Here is a 23,055-nt window from a genome sequence, read left to right as displayed (position 1 = left end):
GCCTTGACGGCCTTCGCGAGGAGACCCTGGCGCGCACGCGGAAGGGTCTTCGCCGCGAATGCCGCCGCGCGAGCCTCCCGGGCTTTTGTCCCGCCGTGGACCGGGCGCTGTCGGCGCGCCCGGCTGCCCCTCTCGGACCAGCGCGCCGCGACAGCGTCAGCGGCACCGGAACCCTAGGGACATTTGCGATGAGGTTAGATCGGCCCGGCGCCGGGCGAAAGCCCCGATAAGCGGCATTTGCCGGCGTCGCCGCCGAAAAATCCGGCGCCGCCTATTTGGTGCCGAAGATGCGGTCGCCGGCATCGCCGATGCCCGGCACGATGTAGCCGTGCTCGTTGAGGTGGCTGTCCACCGCCGCCGTATAGACCGGCACGTCGGGGTGGGCGTCGTGCAGCGTCGTCAGCCCCTCCGGCGCGGCGATGAGGCAGACGAACTTGATCGAGTGGCAGCCCGCCGCCTTGACCTCCGACACCGCCGCCGCCGCCGAATTGCCGGTCGCCAGCATCGGGTCGAGGATGAGCGCGGTGCGCTCGGAAATGTCGCGCGGCAGCTTGAGATAATATTCCACCGCCGCCAGCGAGACCGGGTCGCGGTAGAGCCCGACATGGCCGACCCGCGCGGCCGGCAGGATTTCCAGCATGCCCTCCAGAATGCCGCCGCCCGCCCGCAGCACCGAGACGAGGCAGAGCTTCTTGCCGGCGAGGATGGGCGCCTGCATGGTCGCCAGCGGGGTCTCGATCTCGATCGTCTCGGTCGGCATGTCGCGCGTCACCTCATAGGCCAGCAGCATGCTGATCTCGCGCAGCAGCAGCCGGAACTCGTTGGCCGGCGTGCGCGAGCGCCGCATCAGCGTCAGCTTGTGCTGGATCAGCGGGTGATCGACGACGACGGTGCTCGGCGGCAGGCTTGCCTCGGTCAGGATGGGCGGCGCGGCGGTGGTGGGCGCGTTCATGGTCGGCGTCTCGCTCTCTGGGGCGCGGCCTGCGGCCCGTGCCGGAGCCTGCCATTGAGGTCAGGATAGCGCGAAATCCGATACAAGAAACGGACCACTTCGTCCGTTTTCGGCAGGCGCCATGCGCGCGCCCTTGTGGCGCCCCCTTGCCGCGCCCCCTTGCGGAACGCACCGTTTCACGCTCACATATGTTGCTTCCAGAACGCCGGTGCTGTCGCCGGCCTCCGAAGCGAGCCAGCCATGTCCGTCAATGCCAGTGCAGGCGGTCGTTCCCGCAACCACATCGTCCTCACCTCCCACGGCGCGCCGACCGGCGTTGCCGCCGACGGCCCGGTGCTGAACTGGGGCGCACCCGACCCGGCGCTGCGCGGCCCTGTCGTCGCCACCCTCACCGACATGAAGCGGCGCAACGCCATCGGCACCCATGCCGGCGGCTACGCGGTCTATCGGGCGCTGGCCATCGCCGCCGGGGCGCTGCCGGCCGATTTCAAGGCCGACCTCACCAATACCGCCCCTTCCGACATCATCGGCCCCCATCCGCAATGGGGCGATCCGGCCAAGATCGTCTCGCTCGACCCGTTCGGTCACATGATCGGCGAGGCTTTCGGCGCGGCGGTGGCGGCGGGACTCGACGTGCGCCCGAGCATCGCCATCACCCGCGCCCATATCGACATGCCGGAAATCCGCGACGCGCTGCGCGCCGGCCGGCTGAAGGTCGATGGCGACATCATCGGCCCGAAGGGCGACGTGCGGGTCACCAAGGCGGCGATCGAGCCGGTCTGGTACCTGCCGGGCATTGCCGAACGCTTCGGCGTGAGCGAGGGCGCGCTGCGCCGGGCGCTGTTCGAGCATACCGGCGGCATGTTTCCCGAACTGGTCACCCGCGGCGACCTCAAGGTGTTCCTGCCGCCCATCGGCGGCATGACGCTGTACATGTTCGGTGATCCCGCCAAGCTCGGCGACGGTGTCACCCCGCTGGCCTGCCGGGTGCATGACGAGTGCAACGGCTCGGACGTGTTTTCCTCCGACATCTGCACCTGCCGGCCCTATCTCGCCCATGGCATCGAGATCTGCGTGGAGATGGCGCAGCAGGGCGGGGTCGGGCTCGTGGTCTACAACCGCAAGGAGGGCCGTGCGCTGGGCGAGGTGACCAAGTTCCTCGTCTACAACGCCCGCAAGCGGCAGGAGGGCGGAGACCTCCCCGAGACCTATTTCAAGCGCACCGAATGCGTCGCCGGGGTGCAGGACATGCGCTTTCAGGAACTCATGCCGGACGTGTTCCACTGGCTGGGGATCACCCGAATCGACCGCTTCGCCTCGATGAGCGACATGAAGTTCAACGCGCTGGAGCGCGCCGGCATCGAGGTGGTGGAGCGGGTGGCCATCCCCGAGGATCTCATCCCGCCGGACGCCCGCGTCGAGATGGAGGCGAAGGTCTCGGCCGGCTATTACGGCGGCGGCTTCCAGAGCCAGTTCGATGCCACTCAGGGGCGGGCGCTGGAGGAATAGGGGGCGCTATCCCCATGACAGCGTCATGGCCGGGCCAAGCCCGGCCATCCACGCCTTGGGTTTGGACGTGGCGCTAGGTTTTTCTCCTTGCCCACCCGCGCCACCTCATCCTGAGGTGCCCGGCGCAAGCCGGGCTTTGAGGGATGGTCATCGCAGAGCCGCCCAAGAGAGCATCCTTCGAGGCTCGCTGCGCTCGCACCTCAGGATGACGTCGCGCCGGGGCGGACGTCGGAGAAAGAAAGTACCGCATGACCCCGCCTGCCATGATCCCCCCCGAACTCGCCGCGCTGCGCTCGCCCGCCGCCGTGCGGGCGCGCAGCCACCAGGTGCTCGATTATGTGCGGGAAGGGCGCTCGCCGCATTTCACGCTCGATCTCGCCGCGCTGGACAAGGTGGCGGACTATGTGGCGGAGGTGACGCGGCAGGACTATCCGACCCTCGACATCCCCTATCACAGCCGCTGGCGGCACTTCGATGCCGGCGGCGTGGGGCGCTGGCACGCCCTCGCCGGGCGGTTGGAGACGGCGGACGCCGCCGAGCGGGCGCGCACCATGATCGACCTCGCCGTGGTGAGCGTGCTGCTCGACGCCGGCGCCGGCGATTCCTGGCGCTATCATGAGGACGAAACCGGCCTGACCCTCGGCCGCTCGGAAGGGCTGGCGGTGGCGAGTTTCGACATGTTCGCGGCCGGCGGGTTTTCCTGCGACCCGGCGCACAGGCTGCGCGCCGACGCGCCGGCGCTGATCGCCCTCGATGCGGCGACGCTCGCCCGGCATTTCCAGGTCTCCGACGCCAATCCGCTGGTCGGGCTCGCCGGCCGGGCGGCGCTGCTGAACCGGCTCGGCGAGGCGGTGGCGGCGCGGCCAGATATTTTCGGCGCGGCCGGGCGGCCGGGCGGGCTCTACGATACGCTGGCCCCGCAGGCGCGGATCGGCCGCCTGCCGGCCGAGACCATTCTCAAGGCGCTGCTCGACGGGCTCTCCGTCATCTGGCCCTCGGGGCTGGAGGTGGCGGGCGTGGCGCTGGGCGATGTCGGGCGCCACCCGGCGGTGCGGATGGACGACCTGTCCGACCAACTGGTGCCGTTCCACAAGCTGTCGCAGTGGTTGACCTATTCGCTGCTGGAGCCATTCGAGGCGTCGGGCCTCGCCATCACCGATCTCGACGCGCTCACCGCGCTGCCGGAATACCGCAATGGCGGGCTGCTGCTCGACCTCGGCGCCATCGTGCCGCGCGCGCCGCTCGACCCGGCGGTGAAGCACCGCGTCGAGTCCGAGCTGGTGGTGGAGTGGCGCGCGCTCACCGTGGCGCTGATGGACCTGCTCGCCGACCGGGTGCGCGAGCGGCTGGGGCTCGACGCATCGCAGTTCCCGCTCGCCAGGCTGCTGCAGGGCGGCACCTGGACGGCGGGGCGCCGCATTGCCGCCGAGCGCCGCCCGCCCGCCGGCCCGCCGCCGCTCGCCATCGACGCCGACGGCACGGTGTTCTGAAAACGCTACCCCCTCCCCGCCGGGGAGAGGGGGCCGCGCGGCCTCTCCTCAATCGAGCTGCGCGCCGGACGCCTTCACGATCGGCGCCCATTTGGCGATTTCCTTCTTCACGTGCTCGCCCAGTTCCTCCGGCGTCGAGCCGACCGAAACCGCGCTGAAATCGGCGAGGCGCGCCTGCACCTTGGGGTCCGCCAGCGCCTTGTTGGCGGCGGCGTTGAGCGTGGCGACCACCTCCGGCGGGGTGCCGGCGGGGGCGAAGACGGCGTTCCAGGTATAGGTCTCGTAGCCCGGCACCGCCTCGGCGATGGCCGGCAGGTCGGGGAAGGAGGGCGCCCGCTTCGCCGTGGTCACGCCGAGTGCCCGCAGCTTGCCGGACTTGATGTGGCCGGTGGAGGAGGGGAGGTTGTCGAACATGATCGGCACCTGCCCGGACAGCACGTCGATCAGCGCCGGCCCGGCGCCCTGATAGGGGATGTGCTGCATGTCGACATCGGCCATGCTCTTGAACAGCTCGCCCGAAAGATGCAGCGGCGTGCCGTTGCCGGACGAGGCGTAGGCGTATTTGTCCGGGTCCTTCTTGAGCAGGGCGATCAGTTCCTCGGTGGTCTTGGCCGGGAAGTCGGGGTTCACCACCAGCACGTTCGGCACGATCACCAGCAGCGACACCGGCGCGAAGCTGGTCACCGGGTCATAGGGCATCTTCTTGTACAGCGTCGGGTTCAGCGCGTGGGTAGCCACCGTGCCCATCAGGATGGTGTAGCCGTCCGGCGTCGCCTTGGCGACCTGCGCCGCGCCGAGATTGCCGCCGGCGCCGCCCTTGTTCTCCACCACCACTGGCTGGCCGAGCTCGGCGCTCATGCGCTCGGCGATCAGCCGGCCGACCAGATCGGTGGAGCCGCCGGCGGAAAAGGGGATGACCAGCGTGACCGGTCGGGTGGGAAAATCCTGCGCGGCGGCGGCGCCGATGGCGAAGAGCGAGGCCATGGCGGCGGCGAAAAGCGTGCGTCTCATCGGCGAACTCCCTTGCGTCCGCGCCCCATGCGCGGCTGGGCCTCTGCGGGCCGTTATCCGATGGAGAGTGCGGCATCGCGCGCTCAGGCTCAATCCGTCCTATGTCGCAGGCCGCCGGCTTGATTCGCCGTCATCCGCGCGTGCCGGGCGCGCGAATCCGGGCAGCACGCGCTGCGACTGCCTGATTTTTAGGCAGTGACCCGACCTTTGGGGTATTCTATTCCGGGCCGGCGGGCCGGCCCATTCGCCCACGCGAGCCGGGCCGGCCTTCGCGGCGGGGTTGCCCGACTGGCATATCGCTTGCGTAGCTACCGCCTGTTCGGAGCAGCAGGGGAGCCATGCCGACCACATGAGCAAGGGCGCCGACATTGAACTCATCGACGTCACCAAGCGCTACGGCGCCGCGCTGGCGGTCGATTCCGTCACGCTGAAGATCCCGGCCGGCACCTATTGCTGCCTGCTCGGCCCTTCCGGCTGCGGCAAGACCACCACGCTGCGCATGATCGCCGGGCATGAGAGCATCACGGAAGGCGACATCAGGCTCGGGCCGAGCGTGGTCACCGACCTGCCGCCGGCCAAGCGCGGCACGGCGATGATGTTCCAGAGCTACGCGCTGTTTCCCCATCTCGACACCGTCGACAATGTCGCCTTCTCGCTGAAGATGAAGGGCGTCGACAGGCCCACGCGCCGCGCCAGGGCGATGGAGATGCTGAAGCTGGTGCAGATGGACCATCTCGCCGAGCGCCGGCCGGCGCAGCTTTCCGGCGGCCAGCAGCAGCGCGTGGCGCTGGCGCGGGCGCTGATCACCGATCCGCAGGCGCTTCTCCTCGACGAGCCGCTCTCCGCTCTCGACCCCTTCCTCAAGATCAGGGTGCGGCAGGAACTGAAGCGGCTTCAGCTTCGGCTCGGCATTTCGTTCATCCACGTCACCCACAGCCAGGAAGAGGCGATGGCGCTGTCCGACCTGGTGGTGGTGATGAATGGCGGGCGGATCGAGCAGGCGGGCACGCCGCGCGAGGTGTTCAACCGTCCCGCCACCGCCTTTGTGGCCCGCTTCATGGGCGACCATAACGTGATCACCGGGCGGGTGACGCAGGTGGGCGACGACGACGTGACCTTCGAAGTGCCGGGCGGGGCCTCGTTCCGGGCGCCGGTCGGGCCGGGTCTGGAGCCGGGGGCGCCGGTGGAGATCGCCGTGCGCACCGACCGGGTGACGCTGGGTGGCGGCACGTTGCCCGGCTGCGGCCTCACCGGCCTTGTCCAGAACATCGAATATCACGGCCAGAAGGTGCAGGTGGCGCTGGCCGCTCCCGGCGTCGCCGAATTCGCGGTGCAGGTGCCGGAAACCGCCTTCTTCGCCGCCCCGCTCAGCGTCGGCGATGCCGTGCCGCTCGCCTGGACGCCGCAGGACGTGCACATCCTCGCCGCCTCGCCCGCGGCCTGAACCATCTCGATCCAAAGCCCTTCTCGACCTACGCCAACGCCGATAACGCTCGGGAGACATCGATGAGCCAGAAGATCACGGACCGCACCGGCGCCGCGGGCGCCACCCCCGGCAAGGCCGAGGTGAAAGGCGCCTGGGTGAGCCGCCGCGGCCTGCTGAAGGGGGCGGCGGCGCTCGGTGGCCTTGCCGTCGGCGGGCAGGCGGTGACCGGCTTCCCGACCGTGTGGGCGCAGAACCCGATCACGCTGCGCCAGTTCGGCACCGGCGTGTCGAACCTCAACGCCATCGCCGAGAAATGCAAGGCGGACCTCGGCATCACCCTGCAGATGACCGCGCTCGATTCCGACGCGGTGTCGCAGCGCGTGGTGACGCAGGCCAATTCGTTCGACATCGCCGACATCGAATACTGGATCTGCAAGAAGGTGTTCGCGGCGGGCACGCTGCAGCCGATGGATGTGGCCAAGATCAAATATTACGACCAGATCGTGCCGATCTTCACCACCGGCAAGCTCACTCCGGATTCCAAGGTCGCACAGGGCACCGCGCCCAACACGGTCGGCTTCGTCGAGGGACCGGACTCCAAGACGTTCGCGCCCGCGCCGACCCAGTGGATGACGCTGATCCCGACCATCTACAACGCCGACACGCTGGGCATCCGCCCCGACCTCGTCGGCCGGCCGATCAAGAACTGGAAGGACATTCTCGACCCCGCCTTCAAGGGCAAGACCTCGATCATCAACATCCCGTCCATCGGCATCATGGACGCGGCGATGATCTGCGAGAGCGCGGGCATCATCAAATATGGCGACAAGGGCAACATGACCAAGGCGGAGATCGACACCACGATCGATTTCCTCATCAAGACCAAGAAGGCCGGCCAGTTCCGCGCCTTCTGGAAGACCTTCGACGAGAGCGTGAACCTGATGGCCTCGGGCGAGGTCGTCATCCAGTCCATGTGGTCGCCGGCGGTGGCGGCGGTGCGCTCCAAGGGCGTTCCCTGCGTCTACCAGCCACTGGAGGAAGGCTACCGCGCCTGGGGCGGCGGCCTCGGCATCGCCAGGCACCTCAAGGGCGCGCAACTCGATGCGGCCTATGAATACATCAACTGGTACCTCTCCGGCTGGGTCGGCGCCTATCTCAACCGGCAGGGCTACTATTCCGCCGTGCTTTCCACCGCCGAGAAGAACATGACGCCGGACGAATGGGCGTTCTGGATGCTCGGCCAGCCGGCCAAGGCCGATATCCTCTCGCCCGAGGGCAAGGTGATGTACACGGCCGGCGCGGTGCGCGATGGCGGTTCCTTCGAGGAGCGCATGGGCGCGGTGGCCTGCTGGAATTCGGTGATGGACGAGGACCGCTACATGGTCCGCCGCTGGAACGAGTTCATCGCCGCGTGAGAAAGCCTGCGAGGCGTCGCGGGCCTGCGTGCTTCGAGGCTTCCGCCCGCATCTCAGCATGACGAGGGGAGGGGCCTATCGCACCCCTCCCTCACGACGTGATCCTGAGGTGCCGGGCGCAGCCCGGCCTCGAAGGATGTTCGTGAATGCCGACCTTCACCGGAAGCCCTGCATGACCCTGTCCCGGATCGTACCCTACCTCCAGGCGACGCCGCTGACGCTGATCCTGGCGGCGTTCCTCGTGCTGCCGATCGCCACCATCGTGATGGTGAGCTTCTGGGACTATGATTCGATCCAGATATTCCCGGCCTTCGTCTTCACCAATTACGAGGAGACGATCACCTCGCCGGTGACCTGGAGCACCTATCTCAACACGCTGAAATATGCCGGCATCGTCTGGGCGTTGACGCTCGCGATCGGCTTCTGGGTCGCCTACTACCTCGCCTTCCACATCCGCTCGGCGACCATGCAGATGGTGCTGTTCCTGGTCTGCACCATTCCGTTCCTGACCTCGAACATCATCCGCATGATCTCGTGGATCCCGTTCCTCGGCCGCAACGGGCTGCTGAACCAGACGCTGATGACGATGGGCGTGATCGACCAGCCGCTGGAGTTCCTGCTGTTCTCCGATTTCGCCGTGGTGCTGGCGATGGTGCATCTCTACACGCTGTTCATGGTGACGCCGATCTTCAACACGCTGATGCGGATCGACCGGGCGCTGATCGAGGCGGCGCGGGACGCGGGAGCGAGCGCGTTCCAGATCCTCACCAACGTGATCATCCCGCTGGCCAAGCCGGGCATCGCCATCGGCTCGATCTTCGTCGTCACGCTGGTGATGGGCGATTTCATCACCGTGCGCTTCATGTCCGGCGGCCAGTCGGCCTCGGTGGGGCTGATGATGGCGAACCAGATCGCGCTGCTGCAATACCCGGCGGCGGCGGCCAATGCGGTGATCCTGCTGGCGCTGGTGCTGCTGATGGTCGCCGCCATCCTGCGCATCGTCAACATCCGCAAGGAGCTGTGAGGATGAGGGCGGGAAAGGCGCGCGCGGCGAGCCTCCTTCGAGGCCCGGCCGCTGGCCGGGCACCTCGGGATGACGTTGACCCTGCGGGAGCAACGGCCCGTCATGCTGAGGTGCGAGCGGCAGCGAGCCTCGAAGCACGCAGGCGCTTGGGGAGGATCAGCCGATGAACTCGGAAAAGCGTGGCCCCGGCTTCTACGTGCTCACCGCCTTCTTCGTGCTGTTCGTGCTGTTCCTGTACGGACCGATGACGACCATCTTCATCCTCTCCTTCCAGGGGCCGAATGGCGGGCTGACCTTTCCGATGAACGGGGTCTCGCTGCGCTGGTTCGAGAACCTGCTGTTCGAGCAGCAGGCGGTGGGCGATTTCGGCGGCGCCTTCTCGCGCTCGCTGCTTCTCGGCCTGATGGCCATGCTGACGACGGTGGTGGTGTCGCTGCTGGCCGGCCTCGCCTTCCGCCGCCGCTTCCTCGGCAGCGGGCCGCTGTTCTACCTCACCATCGCCAGCCTCATCGTCCCCTCGATCCTCATCTCCCTCGGCATCGGTCTCGCCTTCAACGTGTTAGGACTTGAACCTGCCTGGTACTCCTCCGGCTTCGGCGCGCATCTCACCTGGACACTGCCCTTCGGCCTTCTGATCATGTTCGCGGTGTTCAACCGCTTCAACCCGGCCTATGAGGAAGCCGCGCGCGACCTCGGCGCCAGCCCGTGGCAGACCTTCGCCCATGTGGTGCTGCCGATCATCCTGCCGAGCCTCATCGGCGTCGGCCTGTTCGGCTTCACCCTGTCCTATGACGAGTTCGCCCGCACGCTGATGACCTCGGGCAGCTTCAATACGCTGCCGCTGGAGATCTACGGCATGACCACCAATGTCACCACGCCGGTGCTTTATGCGCTGGGCACGGTGACGACGCTGTTCTCCATGGGGGTGATCCTCATCGCCCTGGTGATGATCGCGGTGCTGCGCAAGCGCCGCGCCCGCCGGCTGGCGGGGTGAGGTGCCGCAACGGAAACTCGTGTTCTTCCAGCGACTTGTGACGAAAATCACGGCGGTCGACAGGGAACCGGATGGTTCCGGCCCCGTTGGTGTCCCGATAAGCCGCGTGTCTGCGCCGGTTGTTCTGCGCGGGATGAAGGCGCGGCATCACGGGAGAGACGCCATGAACATCTGCACCACGGACCGCAGCATCTGCGATCTGCTCCGCGAGGTGGCCAAGGATGACCGCAAGCACGCGCTGACCATCAAGCTGCGCAGCGGCGACATGATTACCGCCTACGGCCCGATCGAGGTCGCCGACCGCTTCATGCTGTGCCGGCTGCACGACAATAATTATGAAGGCAGCCAGCTGGTGGCGCTCGACACCATCGAGTTCATCCGCTGACGGCGTGGCGGCCTGTGCCGGCTCCCTGCCGGGGACGACGGAGATGCTGTCCGCGCGCCCCTGTCGCGGCGCCGGGGATTTGCTAGGATGCATCGAGCGGCCCGATCAGGCGGGCCGGCGGCCGGCGGTTCCATGGGCTGCGGCCACATCTTGCGGGAGCCGAATCATGCGTCGCGCCTTCTTCCTGTCGACCGCGCTGATCCTTGCTGCCTCGTCGGCCTCGGCCGATGAGGTGGCGAATTCCACGACGATGAGTTGCGCGGCGGTGGCGGCGCTGGTGCAGCAGCGTGGCCAGGTGGTGTTCGAAACCGGTGGCGGCGATCTGAGCCGGGTCGTTGCCAATCCCAGCCTGTGCAGCGCCTCCGACGGCGGCGCGCCGATCTGGATTCCCTCGCAGGACCAGAGCCAGTGCCTCGCCGGCTATCGCTGCGTGGAGCGCGAGGGCCACGGCAACTAAAGCATTTCCCCGCTTCTTTGAAACGGGAAATGCTTTAGCTTGTTGAGTTCGCGCGTTTTCCTGCCGCGAACCGGTATCCCACTTCGCTCGAAAACGCTCTAGCCGCCGCGCCCGCGGGAAGGGCGGCAGGCCAGGGGCTATCGGCTCTGCTTGATGGTGCGGGAGATCGGCATCGATCCGGGCGCCTGCAGCGGCGCCGCGCCAGCTTAACGGCCGGCCTCTGCCCCTTGAGTGACGGCGGCGTCGGCGTGGACGACAAGTTCGCGCGCCGCCAGCCCGGAAAGAAACGCCAGAACGTCGCGGCGGATGTCGTCGATCGGGCCATCATAGGCCCTCGCCAGTTCCGCGCAGAGCTGGCCGATCTCGACCGGCTGCTCCAGCCGGTTCCAGATCTCGGTGCCGGTCGCGTCGAACTGGCAACAGGCGCCGTTCTCGACATTCATCATCACGATTTCGCCCTCCAGCTCGGCGGCCAGGCTCTCCGGGAACGGCAGATGCGGCCGACGGGCAGGGCGGGCATCTCCTCCGGCCGCCAGTAGCGGTGCAAATGCCGCTGCCCGCCGTGAACCGTGGGAATGTGGCCGGGCGGTACGCGGGAAAGGTCGCGGTAGAGCGTGCGGGTGCCGTGTGCCGGCAGCAGCGCCAGATAGGCGTCGATCTCGGCCTCGTCGAGCGCGTTCGACACATCGGGAACGGCGAAAAGCCCCTTCGGCATCGAGGCGAAGGCGAAGAAGCCCGGGCCATGGGCGAAGAACAGCGGTCGGCTGCCGATGAAGTCGCGCGCCAGCAGCAGGCGCCCCGCCTGCCGGTCCCACAGGGCGAAGGCGAAATCCCACCTCGGCCGGTCGACGCAACCCTCGCCCCAGCGCTGATAGGCGGCCATGATGAGCCCGGCATCGCCCACCCGGTCGGGGCCGGTCATCTGCGCCGGCGCCCCCTGCGCGCGAAGTGTTTGCCAATGGGCTATCGCGGCGGAGGATCAGGCCACGCTCGACGAGCACGCCGATATGGCCGTGCCATGTGGTCGGCGCCTGCCGCTGGCGCGAGCCGCCAGCTGTTCGTTCGACGGTCCGACGCCGAGAGCCGTTTCGGAATGGAAGCTGAGCAGGGCGTTCAGAAGCGCGAGGGATCGGTCAGTGGCGCCGATGACCTCGCGGGCCTCGCGGATTACGGAAGACCTGGCGCTCTCGGACGGCCTGCCACTTGTGGACCGAACGCATCCTGCTGGATCGCCCTCGCCGCCATCTGGCTGGCGAGCAGGCGAAGCGTCATCGGCTGCGGCGCGTTGGAATGACGAGAAGATGGAGGCCGCCGCCATCCGACAGTTTGAACGGTTTCTCCGTAGCCTTGGCCTGGCGGATAGCGATGTCTGTCAATGGCATTGGAGGCGCCTTTGTTGGCATCCGCGAATGCCAACAAACATGCCGACAAATTTCCCGAATGCCAACGAGCCCCGGAGAGCCTCCGTGAGCTCGAACTCGGCCAAGTTGAGGAAATTTCCCGCTTTTTGAGCCTCCTAGAGACACCTAAAGCGGGGTAATGGTGCCAGGGACGGAGTCGAACCGCCGACACTGCGATTTTCAGGCGGCTGCCGCCTGATTATTTCCAGATACTTGCGGCATTTCTTCGCGTCAACCTGAAGGGTACTTTTCAGGCACTTAGCGACGATTTGTCAAACCATAAGCCGGCCCTCCATACGTGCGGGGAGGGGCGGTGATGACCGATTTTCCCGACCTGATGGCAGCGGTCGCGGGGCGGCTTCTTGGGGAACCGAACCGGGGCATGTCGTCGAAGGACGAGCTGCGCTTCGGCACCCATGGCAGCCTGTCGGTGAAGGTGGGCGGGCCGCATAAGGGCACATGGGCGGACCATGAGGCCGGCCAGGGCGGCGGCGTGCTCGACCTGATCGCCCGGCTGCAGGGCGGCGGGCGCGAGGCCGCGCTGGGCTGGCTGAAGCAGACCTTCCCCGACTTCGCCGGCCGGCCGGAGGCGCCCTCCACCGGGCGGCGGCATGTGGCCAGCTATCCCTATGTCGACGAGACCGGCGCGCTGCTGTTCGAGGTGGTGCGCTATGAGCCGAAGGAGTTCCGCCAGCGCCGGCCGGACGGCGCCGGCGGCTTCGCGTGGAACCTGCAGGGCGTGCGGCCGGTGCCCTATCATCTGCCAGAGCTGATCGAGGCCATCGGCTCGGAGCGCACCGTCTTCATCGTCGAAGGCGAGAAGGACGTGGACCGCCTGCGCGCCCTCAACGTGCCGGCGACCTGCAATGCCGGCGGCGCCGGCAAGTGGAAGCTGGACTTCGTCGAGCACTTCGTCGGCGCCGATGTGGTGATCGTGCCCGACAATGACGATCCCGGCCGCGAGCACGCCGAGAAGGTGGCGCGGGCGCTGCAGCCGGTGGCGACGCGGGTGCGGGTGCTCACCCTGCCGAACCTGCCGCGCAAGGGCGACGTGTGCGACTGGCTGCAGGCCGGCGGCACGGTGGAGGAGTTGCACCGGCGGGCGGAGGCGGCGCCGGACTGGCGACCGGCGGCGACGACAAGGCTGCCGGCGGTGTGGTGGGGCGACGAGGACAAGCAGCCCCCGCTGTCATGGCTGGTGAAGGGCCTGCTGATCGATGGCGGCCTCTCCACCGTCTACGGCCCGCCCGGCACCTCCAAGAGCTTCCTCGTGCTCGACCTCGCCTTGCACGTCGCCCATGGCCGCGACTGGTTCGGCAAGCGGGTGGCGCCGGGCGGGGTGGTCTATGTCTCCGGCGAGGGCGGCGCCGGCATGCTGATGCGCATGAAGGCGTGGCGGCAGGAGAAGGAGGGCGAGGCCGGCAAGCCCTTCGTGCTCGTCCCCTCCTCGGTCAATCTCTATGACGACGAGGAAGGCGTCGAGACGCTGATCGCCGACGTGAAGGACCACCAGGCCCGCATGCGCGAGCCGCTGCGGCTGGTGGTGCTCGACACGCTCTCGCGCATGATCGGCTCGGGTGACGAGGACAAGGCGCGCGACATCAATGTGGTGGTGCAGAAGGCGGAGCGTATCCAGCGCGAGCTTGGCTGCCACGTCCTCGTGGTGCATCACTCCGGCAAGGATACCGACCGCGGCGCGCGGGGCTCCAATGCCCTGCTGGGCGCCGTGGATGCGGCGATAGAGATCACCCGTCACGAGACGGGTGTGTGTGCGGGCAAGATCGCGAAGGTGAAGGACGGCGGCGATATAGCGCCCTTCAAGTACGAGCTGCTGCAATCGGTTCTCGGGACGGATGAGGACGGTGACGACATCACCTCCTGCGTCATCGCTCCCACGGATGCGAGCATCGGCGAGACGAAGGGCACGACGCGGCTACCCGACGCAGCGCGCATCGCGCTCGATGCACTGAAGCTGGCCATAGGCGAACAGGGGCAGCCCTCGCCCGGTGGCCAGATCCCCGACAGCGTGAAGGTGGTGTCGGTGGAGGTCTGGCGTGACTACGCCTACCGGCGCGGTCTTGGCGACACACAGGAGGCGAAGAAGAAGGCATTCCAACGGGCACGGGAGACCCTGTCGAGCAAGGGCGAGGTGGCGATGTGGGAGCCGTGGGCATGGGTAAGTCGATGAAGCGGGACATGAATGTCCCGGCGGGACAGTCCCGGAAGTCCCGGTGGGAACGGGACACGGGACATCCCCCTAAAGGGGATGTCCCGTGTCCCGCCACACCCATGCCGGCCGTGCTGGTCGAGTTGGCGGATCGGGTGCGGCGGTTGGTGCCGAGCCACCGTGACCCCGAGGCGTTCCACGAGGCCAAGTCGGAGATCGAGGCGGAGCTGCGACGGCTGTCGCGGGTCCTCCCCCCGGTCCCCGTATGCGGGCGGCGAGAGCGCTTGAGTTCGCTAGACGGGGCGGGTTTGAGCCCTAAAGTCTCCGGCTTGAGAAAGGGTTGAGAATGCAGGATTTGCATAGCTCCTCCCTCTTCGCCGACGTCTCGGCCAAGCCGGCGGAAACCCTGTCCAAGAAGGGCTTCGCCGAGGCGATCGGCGTCTCGGCCGGGCGCGTGTCGCAGCTGATCGCGAGCGGGCTTCCCGTCGAGCCGAACGGGCGCATCCATGTGGCGCGCGGCAAGGCGTGGGTGGCGGAGAATGTCGACCCGAACCGGCGCCGCGCCTCGCTCGATGGCCCCGCTCTCCCCTTGGCTTCCGCCTCGCCGTTCCCGGCCTCCTCCCGTGCCGTTCGCGACGCGGCGGAGGCGGAGATCGCCCGGCTGAAGGCCGAGCGCATGGGGCGGGCGCTGATCGACCGGGCGGCGACGCTGCGCACCATTGAGAGCCGCGCCCGCTTCGAGCGTGACGCGTGGCTGGGCTGGGTGAACCGGGCGGCGCCGGAGATCGCCTCCACCACCGGGGCGGACCTCGCCGCCGTGGTGGCGGTGCTCGACCGGCTGGTGCGCGCCCAGCTCGTCACCCTGGCCGAACTGCCGCTGGAGGAGTTCCCCGATGACTGACCGGACGCAGAGCGACCTTGCCGACCTCACCGCCGAGCTGGTCGACGCGGCCTGGCGGCGGGGGCTGCGGCCGGAACTGCAGCTCACCGTGACCGAATGGGCGGACGCCAACCGCACCCTGCCGGGCACCAATGCCGAGCCCGGCCCGTGGCGCACCGCCCGCGTGCCCTATCTCGCCGAGATCATGGATTGCCTCTCCACCGCCTCGCCCGTCGAGCGGGTGGTGCTGATGAAGGGCGCGCAGACCGGCGGCACCGAGGCCGGGCTCAACGCCATCGGCTATTGGGTGGCGCATGCGCCCGGGCTGATCCTCGCCGTCTGGCCTTCCATCGACATGGTGCGCCGTAACTCGCGCACCCGCATCGAGCCGCTGATCGAGGGCACGCCCGCCCTGCGCTCGCGCATCGCCCCGGCCCGCTCCAAGGATCCCGGCAATACGGTCGGGCTGAAGGAGTTCCCCGGCGGCGCCCTCATCATGACCGGCGCCAACTCCGCCACCGGCCTGCGCTCCACCCCGGCGCGCTATCTCGTGCTCGACGAGGTGGACGCCTTCCCCGCGGATGCCGATGGCGAGGGCGACCCGGTGGCGCTGGCGGTGCAGCGCACCGTGACCTTCCGGGGCCGGCGCAAGATCTTCCTCATCTCCACCCCGACCGAGGCCGGGGTGTCGCGCATCGAGAAGGCCTATGCCGAGAGCGACCAGCGCCGCTACTTCGTGCCCTGCCCGCATTGCGGCACGCACCAGGCGCTCACCTGGCGCGGCGTGACCTGGCCGGAGGGGGAACCGCGCAAGGCGTTCTATGCCTGCGAGGCCTGCGGCGGGGTGATCGAGGAGGCGGACAAGCCGGCGATGCTCGCCAAGGGCGAGTGGCGGCCGACCGCCCAGGGCGACGGCCTCACCGCCGGCTTCCACCTCTCGGCGCTGTACTCACCCTTTGAGAGCTGGGGCGAGATCGCCGCCGACTTCCTCACCTCGAAGCGCGACCCGGCGCGGCTGAAGACATGGACCAACCTCAAGCTCGGCGAGGCCTATGAAGACCGGGACATGGCGCCGCTGGCGCCGGACACGCTGCAGGGCCGTGGCATCCCCTGCGACCCGGCATGGACCGAGCTGCTGCCCGAGGGCGTCGCCGTCATCACCGCCGGCGTCGATACCCAGGATGACCGCATTGAAGTGGAGTTCGTCGGCTGGGGCCGGGGCGAAGCCAGCTGGTCGCTCGACTATGACATTGTCCATGGTGACACCTCGCGCCCCGAGGTGTGGGTGGCGCTGGACCGCCTGCTCGCCCGCCGCTTCCGCCACCCGAAGGCGATCCCCGATCTTCCCATTCTCGCCGTTGCCATCGATTCCGGCGGGCACCGCACCGACCAGGTGATGCGGTTCTCGGCCGAGCGGCTCAACCGCCGCGTCTGGGCGATCAAGGGCCGAGGCGGGCCGGGCGTGCCGCCCTGGCCGAAGCGCCCGCCCAAGCTGCGCAGCGCCAGCCTCGCCCCCGTCCACATTGTCGGCGTCGACACGCTCAAGCACGGGCTGCTCTCGCGCCTTCGCATTGACGATGGCGGCCCCGGCGCCTGCCACTGGCCGGCCGAGCGCGACTATCTCTGGTTCACCGGCCTCGTCGCCGAGCGCCCGGTGCGCCGCTACACGCGCGGCGTCGCCCGCATCGAATGGGTGCCGGACCCCGGCGTGCGGAACGAGCCCCTCGACTGCCGCGTCTACGCCACGGCCGCCCTGCACGGGCTCTATGCCGCCGGCATGAGCCTGGCGGAGATGGTGGGCAAGTTGGAGGCGGCGGAGGTTCGGGCTGGCGCTACCGGGGCGGAGGCTGCCGGCGAGGTGGTGCGCAAGGCGCCTGCCGTGGTGCGGTCAAGCTGGGTGGGGTGAGGAAGGAGAATGGCCCCGAGCGGCCCTCACGGCACGCCGTTGCGAACCGCCGGCTCGCGCCCTCATCTCGGTCGTTGAGGCTGGTACCGTGAGCGCTCGATAGTTGCCAATCATTGAGCCTATTGCCTATGGCTACTTCCCGCTATGATTGCGGGCGGTGGGACTCTACTGATCGATTCCGAAATGCGGAGTTCTTGGAGATTACAAGTAAGTGTTTCCGGATCCTCAGTGACTTTTCAGTGGGATCAGTGATCATTAGGTTATTTATGAGCGCACGAATTCCAACATTTACAAATCGGCTGGGTGGCTGGCTCACTCGTTTCGGGGCCTTCTTGGAAGGTATTGGTCGACCCGCCGACAAAAAAGCAAAATTTGTCAATCTAGCACCGACCGATCAAGCTGACAAAAATGGTGTATATTCTGAAGCACTGCTCTTCGCGACGGAGGATCCGAAGGTGCGTAATATAGCACTGACGGGACCTTATGGTTCGGGAAAGAGCAGCATCATCCAATCTTTTCTGAAAAAATACCGAAGATCTACACTTCACATATCCCTCGCGGCGTTCGTGAAAGAGGCCGACACACCAGACAAAGACGTTAATGCCCCAAGTCCAAAAGTGAGCCGCCAGGAGATTGAGAGAAGCATATTGCAGCAAATGCTGTATGGTGCAGATGCGAACAATCTTCCACTATCTCGCTTTAAGCGAATTCAATCGCCTAGCGTGCTATCTGTATTCAAATCTATGTATATAACTTTAGGTTTACTTTCGATAATTTACATATTCACCAATAGAAATGAAATAATAAGCGGAACTTTTTTCGAGTCACTCGAATTAAAAAACTGGACTAATTTCACAATATTTGGGTTTGCTTTGATTTTTTTGTGGGTTGTGCTGCATCACTTTTATGTTGCTAGCTTTGGCCTGTCCCTCAAAAGCATATCTCTAAAAGACATAGAGATAAGACCGGCATCGGACAATTTAGATTCGATACTTAATCGTCATCTAGACGAAATTATCTACTTTTTTCAATCAACAGAATATGATCTCGTAATAATTGAAGATTTGGACAGATTCCAAGATGCAGAAATATTCGTGACATTGCGCGAAATCAACAGCTTAGTGAATGCGAACGCGGGGGTTAAAAGAACTATTAAATTTCTTTATGCTCTTCGCGATGACGTATTTATTAATACGGATCGCACGAAATTCTTCGAATTCGTTATTCCTGTTATTCCCATCATAAACACTTCGAACTCGATTGATATGGTGCTGGAGCAAGGAAAGAGACTCGAAATCGACGGTCGTCTTGATCCTCAATTTCTTCGGGAGGTCTCTCGATACCTTAACGACCTGAGACTTATTCAGAATATATTCAATGAATACGCCATTTACGTCGCCAATCTGGAGACAGATGGTGAAAATAATCTTAACGCCAACAAGCTTCTTGCGATCCTGATATATAAGAATTTCTACCCCAAAGATTTTGAGCAACTGCACCGGGGCGAAGGAAATCTCGCTGACATTCTGGGCCGTCGCGATCAACTCGTCGCGCACAAGGAGGCGATCTGTAAGGAAGAGATAGCAGAAATCGAGCGAAAGATCGACGTTGCCGAAAGACAGACACCTTCTGACCTGAAAGAATTGAGCCAAATCTACGCAATGACGCTCGTCCAGATGCTTCCTGCCAACGTCAATAGCGTCAGCCGTGACGGGCAATCTTGGATCCCACTTCACTCTATTGTTGGGCACGACGCGTTTGAACATTTAATCGCAGTCCCACATATTTTCTGTCGCGATGTCTATAGTAGCCCACGGAGGATCGATATCTCTGCCTTGCAAAACGAGGTGGATAGCCAGAAAACCTACATTCAGCGCAGGGCGGAAATTGAAAACAAATCTGAGGCCAACAAGAGCGGGAGTTTACGACGGATTCGCGAGCTTAGAGCGACGATCGCGACACTTCGAACAGCCCAGTTCAATGAACTCGTGCGTTCAAGCACCGACCGTGTGACTGATCTCTTCGACGGTTTCGGCGAGAAGGGCGAGCTGGCTCGCTTCTTGATTCTAGAAGGCCATCTCGACGATACGTATTATCAATATACGTCACTGTTCCATTCTGGTCGGCTGTCGCCCAATGACAACAAGTTTCTGATCCAGATACGGGCGTTCTTTACTCCCGACCCCAACTTTCAGATTGACAACCCGAATGAGGTCATCGCCGCGATGCGCGAAGCGGACTTCGGGCAAAGCTATGTTCTTAACGTCAAATTGGTTGACTGCCTTCTAAATGAGGCGACTCGCTACAGCGACCAGACACGTAAGCTCTTCGAGTTCATCGCGTCCCAGTTCGACGGTTGCGTAGATTTCTTAGAGGCCTACTACGCCACGGGACGCGCTGTCCCCAAGTTGCTTTCCCGCCTGACTGACGAATGGCCGCAGTTCATTCCAACGGCAATCGCCAGCAAGCGCAATCTTTCCCATATCACACAGCTGGTAACCAACCTGCCGGAAAGCGCGCTAGAAACTCTAGCACGCGATGGCGACGAGCTCCCTGATTTCGTCGCGGCGAAACTCCCTGAAATTCTGGCACTTGCACCTGACTTGGTACCCGAACGCCTCGCGCGCATTGGCTTCGAGGTTCGAGACCTTCCGGCAATAGGGAAGTTCACCGGCATCGTGCGCTTCATGGTAAAACGGGGCCGCTTTGAACTCTCGATTGCCAATGTGGAACACATCTATCGCGAGGTTATGGGCGAGACCAATCTCGTGGCGTTTCGCGAGCGGAATTACACGACGCTGCGGTCGCTCACAGATCGGACCTTGATCACCAGAGTCGAACGCGATCTTGATATCTATCTTAGCGACGTGCTCCTTGAGCTTCACGACAATTCTAAAGAAGATGCGGCAGCCATAGCCGATCTCCTGGGCCGCGAGGGAATTGACGAAGACAATCTTCGTGAATTTCTTGGTCGACAGACGGCTCTCCTGCCAGCGCTGGAGGGGATTCCGGAGAAGTTGCATGCCACGGTATTTGAGCAGCAACGTATTGCACCGACATGGGACAATTGTATCGCGTTCATGGAAGGCAGTGGCTTCGCAGCGGAAATCCTTGTGGCCTATCTTGATCGAAAGAATGTGCGCGCCGTAATTCTGGAGCACGGGTTGCATAACGTTCGAGAGACACTAAGGCTGCGCGAATTCCTTGTAACCGCAAATGCACTCAGCGATGAGAGTTATCGGGAATATGTCCGAGCGGTGCCAAATACGTTCAAGAACTTTCCAAAAAGCCTCGATTCGTCAAAGCTTAATATTCTCATAGAGGAGCGAAAGATCGCCTTTTCAAGGGAAACCGTTGAAAGCCTAAACGTCAACACGGACTTGCCCGTCCTTTTCGTGGCAGAGAACATCGAAGATTATCTCACCGATCCCGGAATTTTCGGTCTCGACGACGACTTCCGTGAAGGGCTCCTTCAAGCCGACATAACAGATGACGATAAACGCGCGATAATCGACCTGATCGATTTGAGTACGCTAACGGAAATGCCCAAACGAGCGGCACTCATAGGCCCGATTCTTGACCGCACCAACGCTCGTATATCCGGCATTGATGCGGCTAAAGCACGGTCACTGATCCTAAATTCACGGCCCGTTGAGACGCAAATTTCCCTGTTCAACAAGTTTCACTCGACTATGACGGTCGACGAAGCGCGGGAAGTGCTTGTGGCCCTTCCAGATCCTTTTTCTGAGATCACGACAGGATATCACACTCCAAGATTGCCAAAGTCAGATGAAAATCGTGCATTGGCACAATGGCTTGAGGCTCGCGGAGTCATCTCTTCGTGGGGCGAGGGAGGTGGTTGGCTCTTGGCTGATAAGATACGCGTAAATCTCAAGAGGCGTTGAAAAACTGGCAATTAATGAACGTCACGCTTCAGGTGCTCCGTAGCCGAATCCGAACGACAGAGATGGAGTCGGCTGCAGAACTGCGGCCATCTGCACAGCGGCAGCCAAAACCGGCCAGTTCGCTCCCGACCCCATATCGGACGTTCAGACACGCACTTAACAAAGTCTGTTTCTGGCGCTAGCCGGCACAACGCTTCATGCGCCGGGCTCCCGCCGCCTGCAAGCGCAAGCCTTCGGCTCGACCTGCAAACGCCTCTCACCGCCCCTCCACCGGAGGCAAGCGCACCTTGGCTTGTCGATGAACCACTCGACGGCTTCGAGCGGCAGGTCTTCGCGGAAGGCCGTGAAGGCCATGGTGTGCGTCTGGTCGGAATAGAAGACCTCGGCCAGGCACGGGCCGTTGGGCGAACCCTCGAACAGCTCGAGGAACATGCCGTTGCGCTCGACATCGCTGCCTCGCTGCATCGTGTAGGTTAGGCCCGCGATGGAGAGGGAAGTCGTCATGCGGCCAATTCCCCCTAAATCATCCTGAAATGCCGCAGCGCATCCTCGATCGTGCCCCGCTTGTCAGGCGGGCATGGATGCTGCCTGACATTGCTGTCGGCGCGGTTGAACGCTTCCCTGCTGATCAGGCCGTAGTCGCTTTTGACGTGAGCGATCCAGCACGTCTTCGGAACGAAGCCGGCGGTCGATTTCACCCGCTCCTGAATCTGTCGATACGTCGCCACGCGGCCCCCCAGCCATTAACTCAATGAGACTTCGTCAGTCACCCTTGGCCCCATCACCCTCATCGTCGCCGATATGGCGCGCGCCAATCGCCTGATAGAGGTTATACAGCGCCGTGTGAGCCTGGCTTGCGAGGAGGTACCAGTCGGGATTGGCGAGGATTGCCGGGTGCTCGCACAGGCGCTCGTCCACCAGGCTCATGACGATGGATGCCGTGTGCAGCGCCTCATGGCAGCCAAAGGTGCCGGGCGCGAAATCGGCGATCAGTTCCTGGGGCGTCGATTCGCGGTCTTCGGCCTCAGCGGCGAGCCGCTCTATACGGTTCTGCTCGATTTCTTCCGGGCTGAAGTGGATAGGCGCCGCAAAGCTGCTCATGCCGTTCGCTCCTTCCTTAACTGCCCCCCCGGCCCTTCACCATTCTCGATAACGCAGATAACGCCCGCCGGGCTTAAGCGTGGGGCCGAGTGCGGGTCATTCCTTGTGGCATCGCTAAGTGCTCCGTTGGAGTTTAGCCTTTGGCCCGGGCTTCGCTGCCTCCAATGCTACGGGCTTCTTTCAGAGCGGACTCATAAAAGGCGATTGCAGCAGCCGTAAAAGCTCGAAGCGTCCGGCCAATAGGGCGCCCCAGATGAGACGTGGGCACAAGAATCTCTGGCCTGTCTCGCCCGGCAGGAATATTTTTCATTTCTACAACCGACAGCACAAGCGCCTCTCCGTTAAACGTTAATATGTCACCTACCAATGTGAGATCATGAACCTCACACTCTGAAACGATATTTATACCATGATCTTCTTCGTTTCTCGCACACCTCAGGTACTTTAGTAGATCGTCAGACGACCTTTTAAATCTAAAGTTCTCGACAAATCCTTTCTCAAGGTCGCAGCTGCGATCAGCGCTGGCTTCTATTTTATTGCCTACTCTATTGATATGAATAAGAAAATCGATCCAGTGGCTTATAGTTTTGTCGCTTACTCCAGCATTAATGGAGTCAACATGGAAGCGGGCTTTATCTAAGGCGGCTTCCGCTTGGTCTAAACCGTGATGCTTCATGCGCTGCTCCTCTTTAGCCGCACCCCGGCGCCGCCGCCATTCTCCGCGATAAACTGGACGCCCGCCTCCTCCAGCGCGCGCTGGATCGCCTCGACCGTCCGGGGCTTCAGTTCTTCGCCCGCCTCAAGGCGCGCAACAGTGCTGGCGGCGACCTTCGCAAGGTCGGCCAATTCGCGCACTCCTAGCTGAAGTGCAGCACGAGCCATACGACACTGCGCGGCATTCATCGGAACATGGTTCCTTTTTCGGATTGACGTTAGCGGAATAGTGTGAGCAAATCGGCGTCACGTTCCGATTTGTACCACAGGAGCACGCGCATGGACAGCCATGCCCGCGAACGGGAGACGTGCGTCACGC

At 64.2% G+C, this 23,055-nt stretch carries 22 protein-coding genes and 1 riboswitch; of the genes, 12 read left to right on the top strand and 10 right to left on the bottom strand.

What is annotated here, in order from left to right; translation table 11 throughout:
- Positions 1 to 72: 72 nt before the first annotated feature.
- Positions 73 to 188: riboswitch (guanidine-I (ykkC/yxkD leader) on the bottom strand.
- Positions 189 to 271: 83 nt separating this feature from the next.
- The gene (gene upp / locus KHC23_RS15390) at positions 272 to 952 is read right to left on the bottom strand and encodes a uracil phosphoribosyltransferase (RefSeq protein WP_213373549.1); all 681 of its coding nucleotides are present in this window, start codon (positions 950 to 952) and stop codon (positions 272 to 274) included.
- A 240-nt stretch (positions 953 to 1,192) separates the two neighbouring features.
- On the opposite strand from upp, the gene KHC23_RS15385 reads away from it, so the two are divergent.
- A complete protein-coding gene (locus tag KHC23_RS15385) occupies positions 1,193 to 2,461 on the top strand; it encodes a GTP cyclohydrolase II (protein WP_213373548.1) in 1,269 nt (422 codons plus the stop codon).
- A gap of 263 nt (positions 2,462 to 2,724) precedes the next feature.
- Positions 2,725 to 3,951, top strand: a complete 1,227-nt coding sequence (locus KHC23_RS15380) for a URC4/urg3 family protein (protein WP_213373609.1) — start codon at positions 2,725 to 2,727, stop codon at positions 3,949 to 3,951.
- A gap of 48 nt (positions 3,952 to 3,999) precedes the next feature.
- On the opposite strand, the gene KHC23_RS15375 is transcribed toward KHC23_RS15380, so the two are convergent.
- The gene (locus tag KHC23_RS15375) at positions 4,000 to 4,962 is read right to left on the bottom strand and encodes a Bug family tripartite tricarboxylate transporter substrate binding protein (RefSeq protein ID WP_213373547.1); all 963 of its coding nucleotides are present in this window, start codon (positions 4,960 to 4,962) and stop codon (positions 4,000 to 4,002) included.
- 349 nt (positions 4,963 to 5,311) lie between these two features.
- Between KHC23_RS15375 and KHC23_RS15370 the strand changes: the two genes are divergently transcribed.
- The 6 genes from KHC23_RS15370 to KHC23_RS15345 all read left to right on the top strand — a co-directional run bounded on the left by KHC23_RS15370 (position 5,312) and on the right by KHC23_RS15345 (position 10,663).
- Complete coding sequence (locus KHC23_RS15370; RefSeq protein WP_213373546.1) at positions 5,312 to 6,406, top strand: ABC transporter ATP-binding protein; 1,095 nt, start codon at positions 5,312 to 5,314, stop codon at positions 6,404 to 6,406.
- A gap of 62 nt (positions 6,407 to 6,468) precedes the next feature.
- Positions 6,469 to 7,803 carry an ABC transporter substrate-binding protein gene (locus tag KHC23_RS15365; protein ID WP_246544657.1) on the top strand — a complete coding sequence of 445 codons (1,335 nt, stop codon included), beginning with the start codon at positions 6,469 to 6,471 and terminating at the stop codon, positions 7,801 to 7,803.
- Positions 7,804 to 7,975: 172 nt separating this feature from the next.
- Complete coding sequence (locus KHC23_RS15360) at positions 7,976 to 8,827, top strand: ABC transporter permease (RefSeq protein ID WP_213373545.1); 852 nt, start codon at positions 7,976 to 7,978, stop codon at positions 8,825 to 8,827.
- Between the two features lie 163 nt (positions 8,828 to 8,990).
- Complete coding sequence (locus KHC23_RS15355) at positions 8,991 to 9,821, top strand: ABC transporter permease (protein ID WP_213373544.1); 831 nt, start codon at positions 8,991 to 8,993, stop codon at positions 9,819 to 9,821.
- Between the two features lie 163 nt (positions 9,822 to 9,984).
- A complete protein-coding gene (locus KHC23_RS15350) occupies positions 9,985 to 10,206 on the top strand; it encodes a hypothetical protein (RefSeq protein WP_213373543.1) in 222 nt (73 codons plus the stop codon).
- A gap of 166 nt (positions 10,207 to 10,372) precedes the next feature.
- Positions 10,373 to 10,663 (top strand): hypothetical protein, encoded by a 291-nt coding sequence (locus tag KHC23_RS15345; protein WP_213373542.1) that lies wholly within the window; start codon positions 10,373 to 10,375, stop codon positions 10,661 to 10,663.
- A gap of 206 nt (positions 10,664 to 10,869) precedes the next feature.
- Here the strand turns inward: KHC23_RS15345 and KHC23_RS15340 are convergent, their stop codons facing one another.
- The 3 genes from KHC23_RS15340 to KHC23_RS15330 are packed head-to-tail and all read right to left on the bottom strand — an operon-like array spanning position 10,870 to position 11,981.
- On the bottom strand, positions 10,870 to 11,109 hold the full coding sequence (locus KHC23_RS15340; RefSeq protein ID WP_246544663.1) for a PqqD family protein: 240 nt from the start codon (positions 11,107 to 11,109) through the stop codon (positions 10,870 to 10,872).
- Complete coding sequence (locus tag KHC23_RS15335) at positions 11,109 to 11,585, bottom strand: class II glutamine amidotransferase domain-containing protein (RefSeq protein WP_213373540.1); 477 nt, start codon at positions 11,583 to 11,585, stop codon at positions 11,109 to 11,111. The genes KHC23_RS15340 and KHC23_RS15335 overlap by 1 nt, the downstream gene beginning before the upstream one ends.
- A gap of 57 nt (positions 11,586 to 11,642) precedes the next feature.
- Positions 11,643 to 11,981 carry a helix-turn-helix domain-containing protein gene (locus KHC23_RS15330; RefSeq protein ID WP_309299182.1) on the bottom strand — a complete coding sequence of 113 codons (339 nt, stop codon included), beginning with the start codon at positions 11,979 to 11,981 and terminating at the stop codon, positions 11,643 to 11,645.
- Positions 11,982 to 12,379: 398 nt separating this feature from the next.
- Between KHC23_RS15330 and KHC23_RS15325 the strand changes: the two genes are divergently transcribed.
- The 4 genes from KHC23_RS15325 to KHC23_RS15310 all read left to right on the top strand — a co-directional run bounded on the left by KHC23_RS15325 (position 12,380) and on the right by KHC23_RS15310 (position 20,921).
- Positions 12,380 to 14,251, top strand: coding sequence for an AAA family ATPase (locus KHC23_RS15325; RefSeq protein ID WP_213373539.1), 1,872 nt, complete (start codon positions 12,380 to 12,382; stop codon positions 14,249 to 14,251).
- Positions 14,252 to 14,576: 325 nt separating this feature from the next.
- A complete protein-coding gene (locus KHC23_RS15320) occupies positions 14,577 to 15,131 on the top strand; it encodes a hypothetical protein (RefSeq protein WP_213373538.1) in 555 nt (184 codons plus the stop codon).
- On the top strand, positions 15,124 to 17,016 hold the full coding sequence (locus tag KHC23_RS15315; protein ID WP_213373537.1) for a phage terminase large subunit family protein: 1,893 nt from the start codon (positions 15,124 to 15,126) through the stop codon (positions 17,014 to 17,016). The genes KHC23_RS15320 and KHC23_RS15315 overlap by 8 nt, the downstream gene beginning before the upstream one ends.
- Positions 17,017 to 17,282: 266 nt before the next feature.
- Positions 17,283 to 20,921 carry a YobI family P-loop NTPase gene (locus KHC23_RS15310; RefSeq protein WP_213373536.1) on the top strand — a complete coding sequence of 1,213 codons (3,639 nt, stop codon included), beginning with the start codon at positions 17,283 to 17,285 and terminating at the stop codon, positions 20,919 to 20,921.
- A gap of 195 nt (positions 20,922 to 21,116) precedes the next feature.
- Here the strand turns inward: KHC23_RS15310 and KHC23_RS15305 are convergent, their stop codons facing one another.
- The 5 genes from KHC23_RS15305 to KHC23_RS15285 form a co-directional block, all read right to left on the bottom strand.
- Complete coding sequence (locus KHC23_RS15305) at positions 21,117 to 21,425, bottom strand: hypothetical protein (RefSeq protein WP_213373535.1); 309 nt, start codon at positions 21,423 to 21,425, stop codon at positions 21,117 to 21,119.
- Between the two features lie 14 nt (positions 21,426 to 21,439).
- Positions 21,440 to 21,649, bottom strand: a complete 210-nt coding sequence (locus KHC23_RS15300; RefSeq protein WP_271188649.1) for a hypothetical protein — start codon at positions 21,647 to 21,649, stop codon at positions 21,440 to 21,442.
- A 34-nt stretch (positions 21,650 to 21,683) separates the two neighbouring features.
- The gene (locus KHC23_RS15295) at positions 21,684 to 22,022 is read right to left on the bottom strand and encodes a hypothetical protein (protein WP_213373534.1); all 339 of its coding nucleotides are present in this window, start codon (positions 22,020 to 22,022) and stop codon (positions 21,684 to 21,686) included.
- Positions 22,023 to 22,155: 133 nt separating this feature from the next.
- Positions 22,156 to 22,698: a hypothetical protein gene (locus tag KHC23_RS15290; protein WP_213373533.1), complete on the bottom strand. Its 543-nt coding sequence runs from the start codon at positions 22,696 to 22,698 to the stop codon at positions 22,156 to 22,158.
- Entirely contained in the window at positions 22,695 to 22,925 is a 231-nt protein-coding gene (locus tag KHC23_RS15285) for a helix-turn-helix domain-containing protein (protein ID WP_213373532.1), read from the bottom strand. Before KHC23_RS15285 ends, KHC23_RS15290 begins: the two co-directional genes overlap by 4 nt.
- Positions 22,926 to 23,055 lie beyond the last annotated feature (130 nt).

The organism is Ancylobacter dichloromethanicus, from assembly GCF_018390645.1.
GTDB lineage: Bacteria > Pseudomonadota > Alphaproteobacteria > Rhizobiales > Xanthobacteraceae > Ancylobacter > Ancylobacter dichloromethanicus.
This window is presented reverse-complemented; position numbering and strand designations above follow the sequence as displayed.

Coding starts and splice junctions, on each gene's coding strand:
- KHC23_RS15295 (WP_213373534.1), bottom strand. CDS start 22,022: ATGAGCAGCTTTGCGGCGCCTATCCACTTCAGCCCGGAAGAAATCGAG.
- KHC23_RS15375 (WP_213373547.1), bottom strand. CDS start 4,962: ATGAGACGCACGCTTTTCGCCGCCGCCATGGCCTCGCTCTTCGCCATC.
- KHC23_RS15345 (WP_213373542.1), top strand. CDS start 10,373: ATGCGTCGCGCCTTCTTCCTGTCGACCGCGCTGATCCTTGCTGCCTCG.
- KHC23_RS15340 (WP_246544663.1), bottom strand. CDS start 11,109: ATGATGAATGTCGAGAACGGCGCCTGTTGCCAGTTCGACGCGACCGGC.
- KHC23_RS15310 (WP_213373536.1), top strand. CDS start 17,283: ATGAGCGCACGAATTCCAACATTTACAAATCGGCTGGGTGGCTGGCTC.
- upp (WP_213373549.1), bottom strand. CDS start 952: ATGAACGCGCCCACCACCGCCGCGCCGCCCATCCTGACCGAGGCAAGC.
- KHC23_RS15365 (WP_246544657.1), top strand. CDS start 6,469: ATGAGCCAGAAGATCACGGACCGCACCGGCGCCGCGGGCGCCACCCCC.
- KHC23_RS15350 (WP_213373543.1), top strand. CDS start 9,985: ATGAACATCTGCACCACGGACCGCAGCATCTGCGATCTGCTCCGCGAG.
- KHC23_RS15385 (WP_213373548.1), top strand. CDS start 1,193: ATGTCCGTCAATGCCAGTGCAGGCGGTCGTTCCCGCAACCACATCGTC.
- KHC23_RS15305 (WP_213373535.1), bottom strand. CDS start 21,425: ATGACGACTTCCCTCTCCATCGCGGGCCTAACCTACACGATGCAGCGA.
- KHC23_RS15320 (WP_213373538.1), top strand. CDS start 14,577: ATGCAGGATTTGCATAGCTCCTCCCTCTTCGCCGACGTCTCGGCCAAG.
- KHC23_RS15285 (WP_213373532.1), bottom strand. CDS start 22,925: ATGAATGCCGCGCAGTGTCGTATGGCTCGTGCTGCACTTCAGCTAGGA.
- KHC23_RS15315 (WP_213373537.1), top strand. CDS start 15,124: ATGACTGACCGGACGCAGAGCGACCTTGCCGACCTCACCGCCGAGCTG.
- KHC23_RS15330 (WP_309299182.1), bottom strand. CDS start 11,981: ATGGCGGCGGCCTCCATCTTCTCGTCATTCCAACGCGCCGCAGCCGAT.
- KHC23_RS15335 (WP_213373540.1), bottom strand. CDS start 11,585: ATGACCGGCCCCGACCGGGTGGGCGATGCCGGGCTCATCATGGCCGCC.
- KHC23_RS15360 (WP_213373545.1), top strand. CDS start 7,976: ATGACCCTGTCCCGGATCGTACCCTACCTCCAGGCGACGCCGCTGACG.
- KHC23_RS15325 (WP_213373539.1), top strand. CDS start 12,380: ATGACCGATTTTCCCGACCTGATGGCAGCGGTCGCGGGGCGGCTTCTT.
- KHC23_RS15370 (WP_213373546.1), top strand. CDS start 5,312: ATGAGCAAGGGCGCCGACATTGAACTCATCGACGTCACCAAGCGCTAC.
- KHC23_RS15290 (WP_213373533.1), bottom strand. CDS start 22,698: ATGAAGCATCACGGTTTAGACCAAGCGGAAGCCGCCTTAGATAAAGCC.
- KHC23_RS15380 (WP_213373609.1), top strand. CDS start 2,725: ATGATCCCCCCCGAACTCGCCGCGCTGCGCTCGCCCGCCGCCGTGCGG.
- KHC23_RS15355 (WP_213373544.1), top strand. CDS start 8,991: ATGAACTCGGAAAAGCGTGGCCCCGGCTTCTACGTGCTCACCGCCTTC.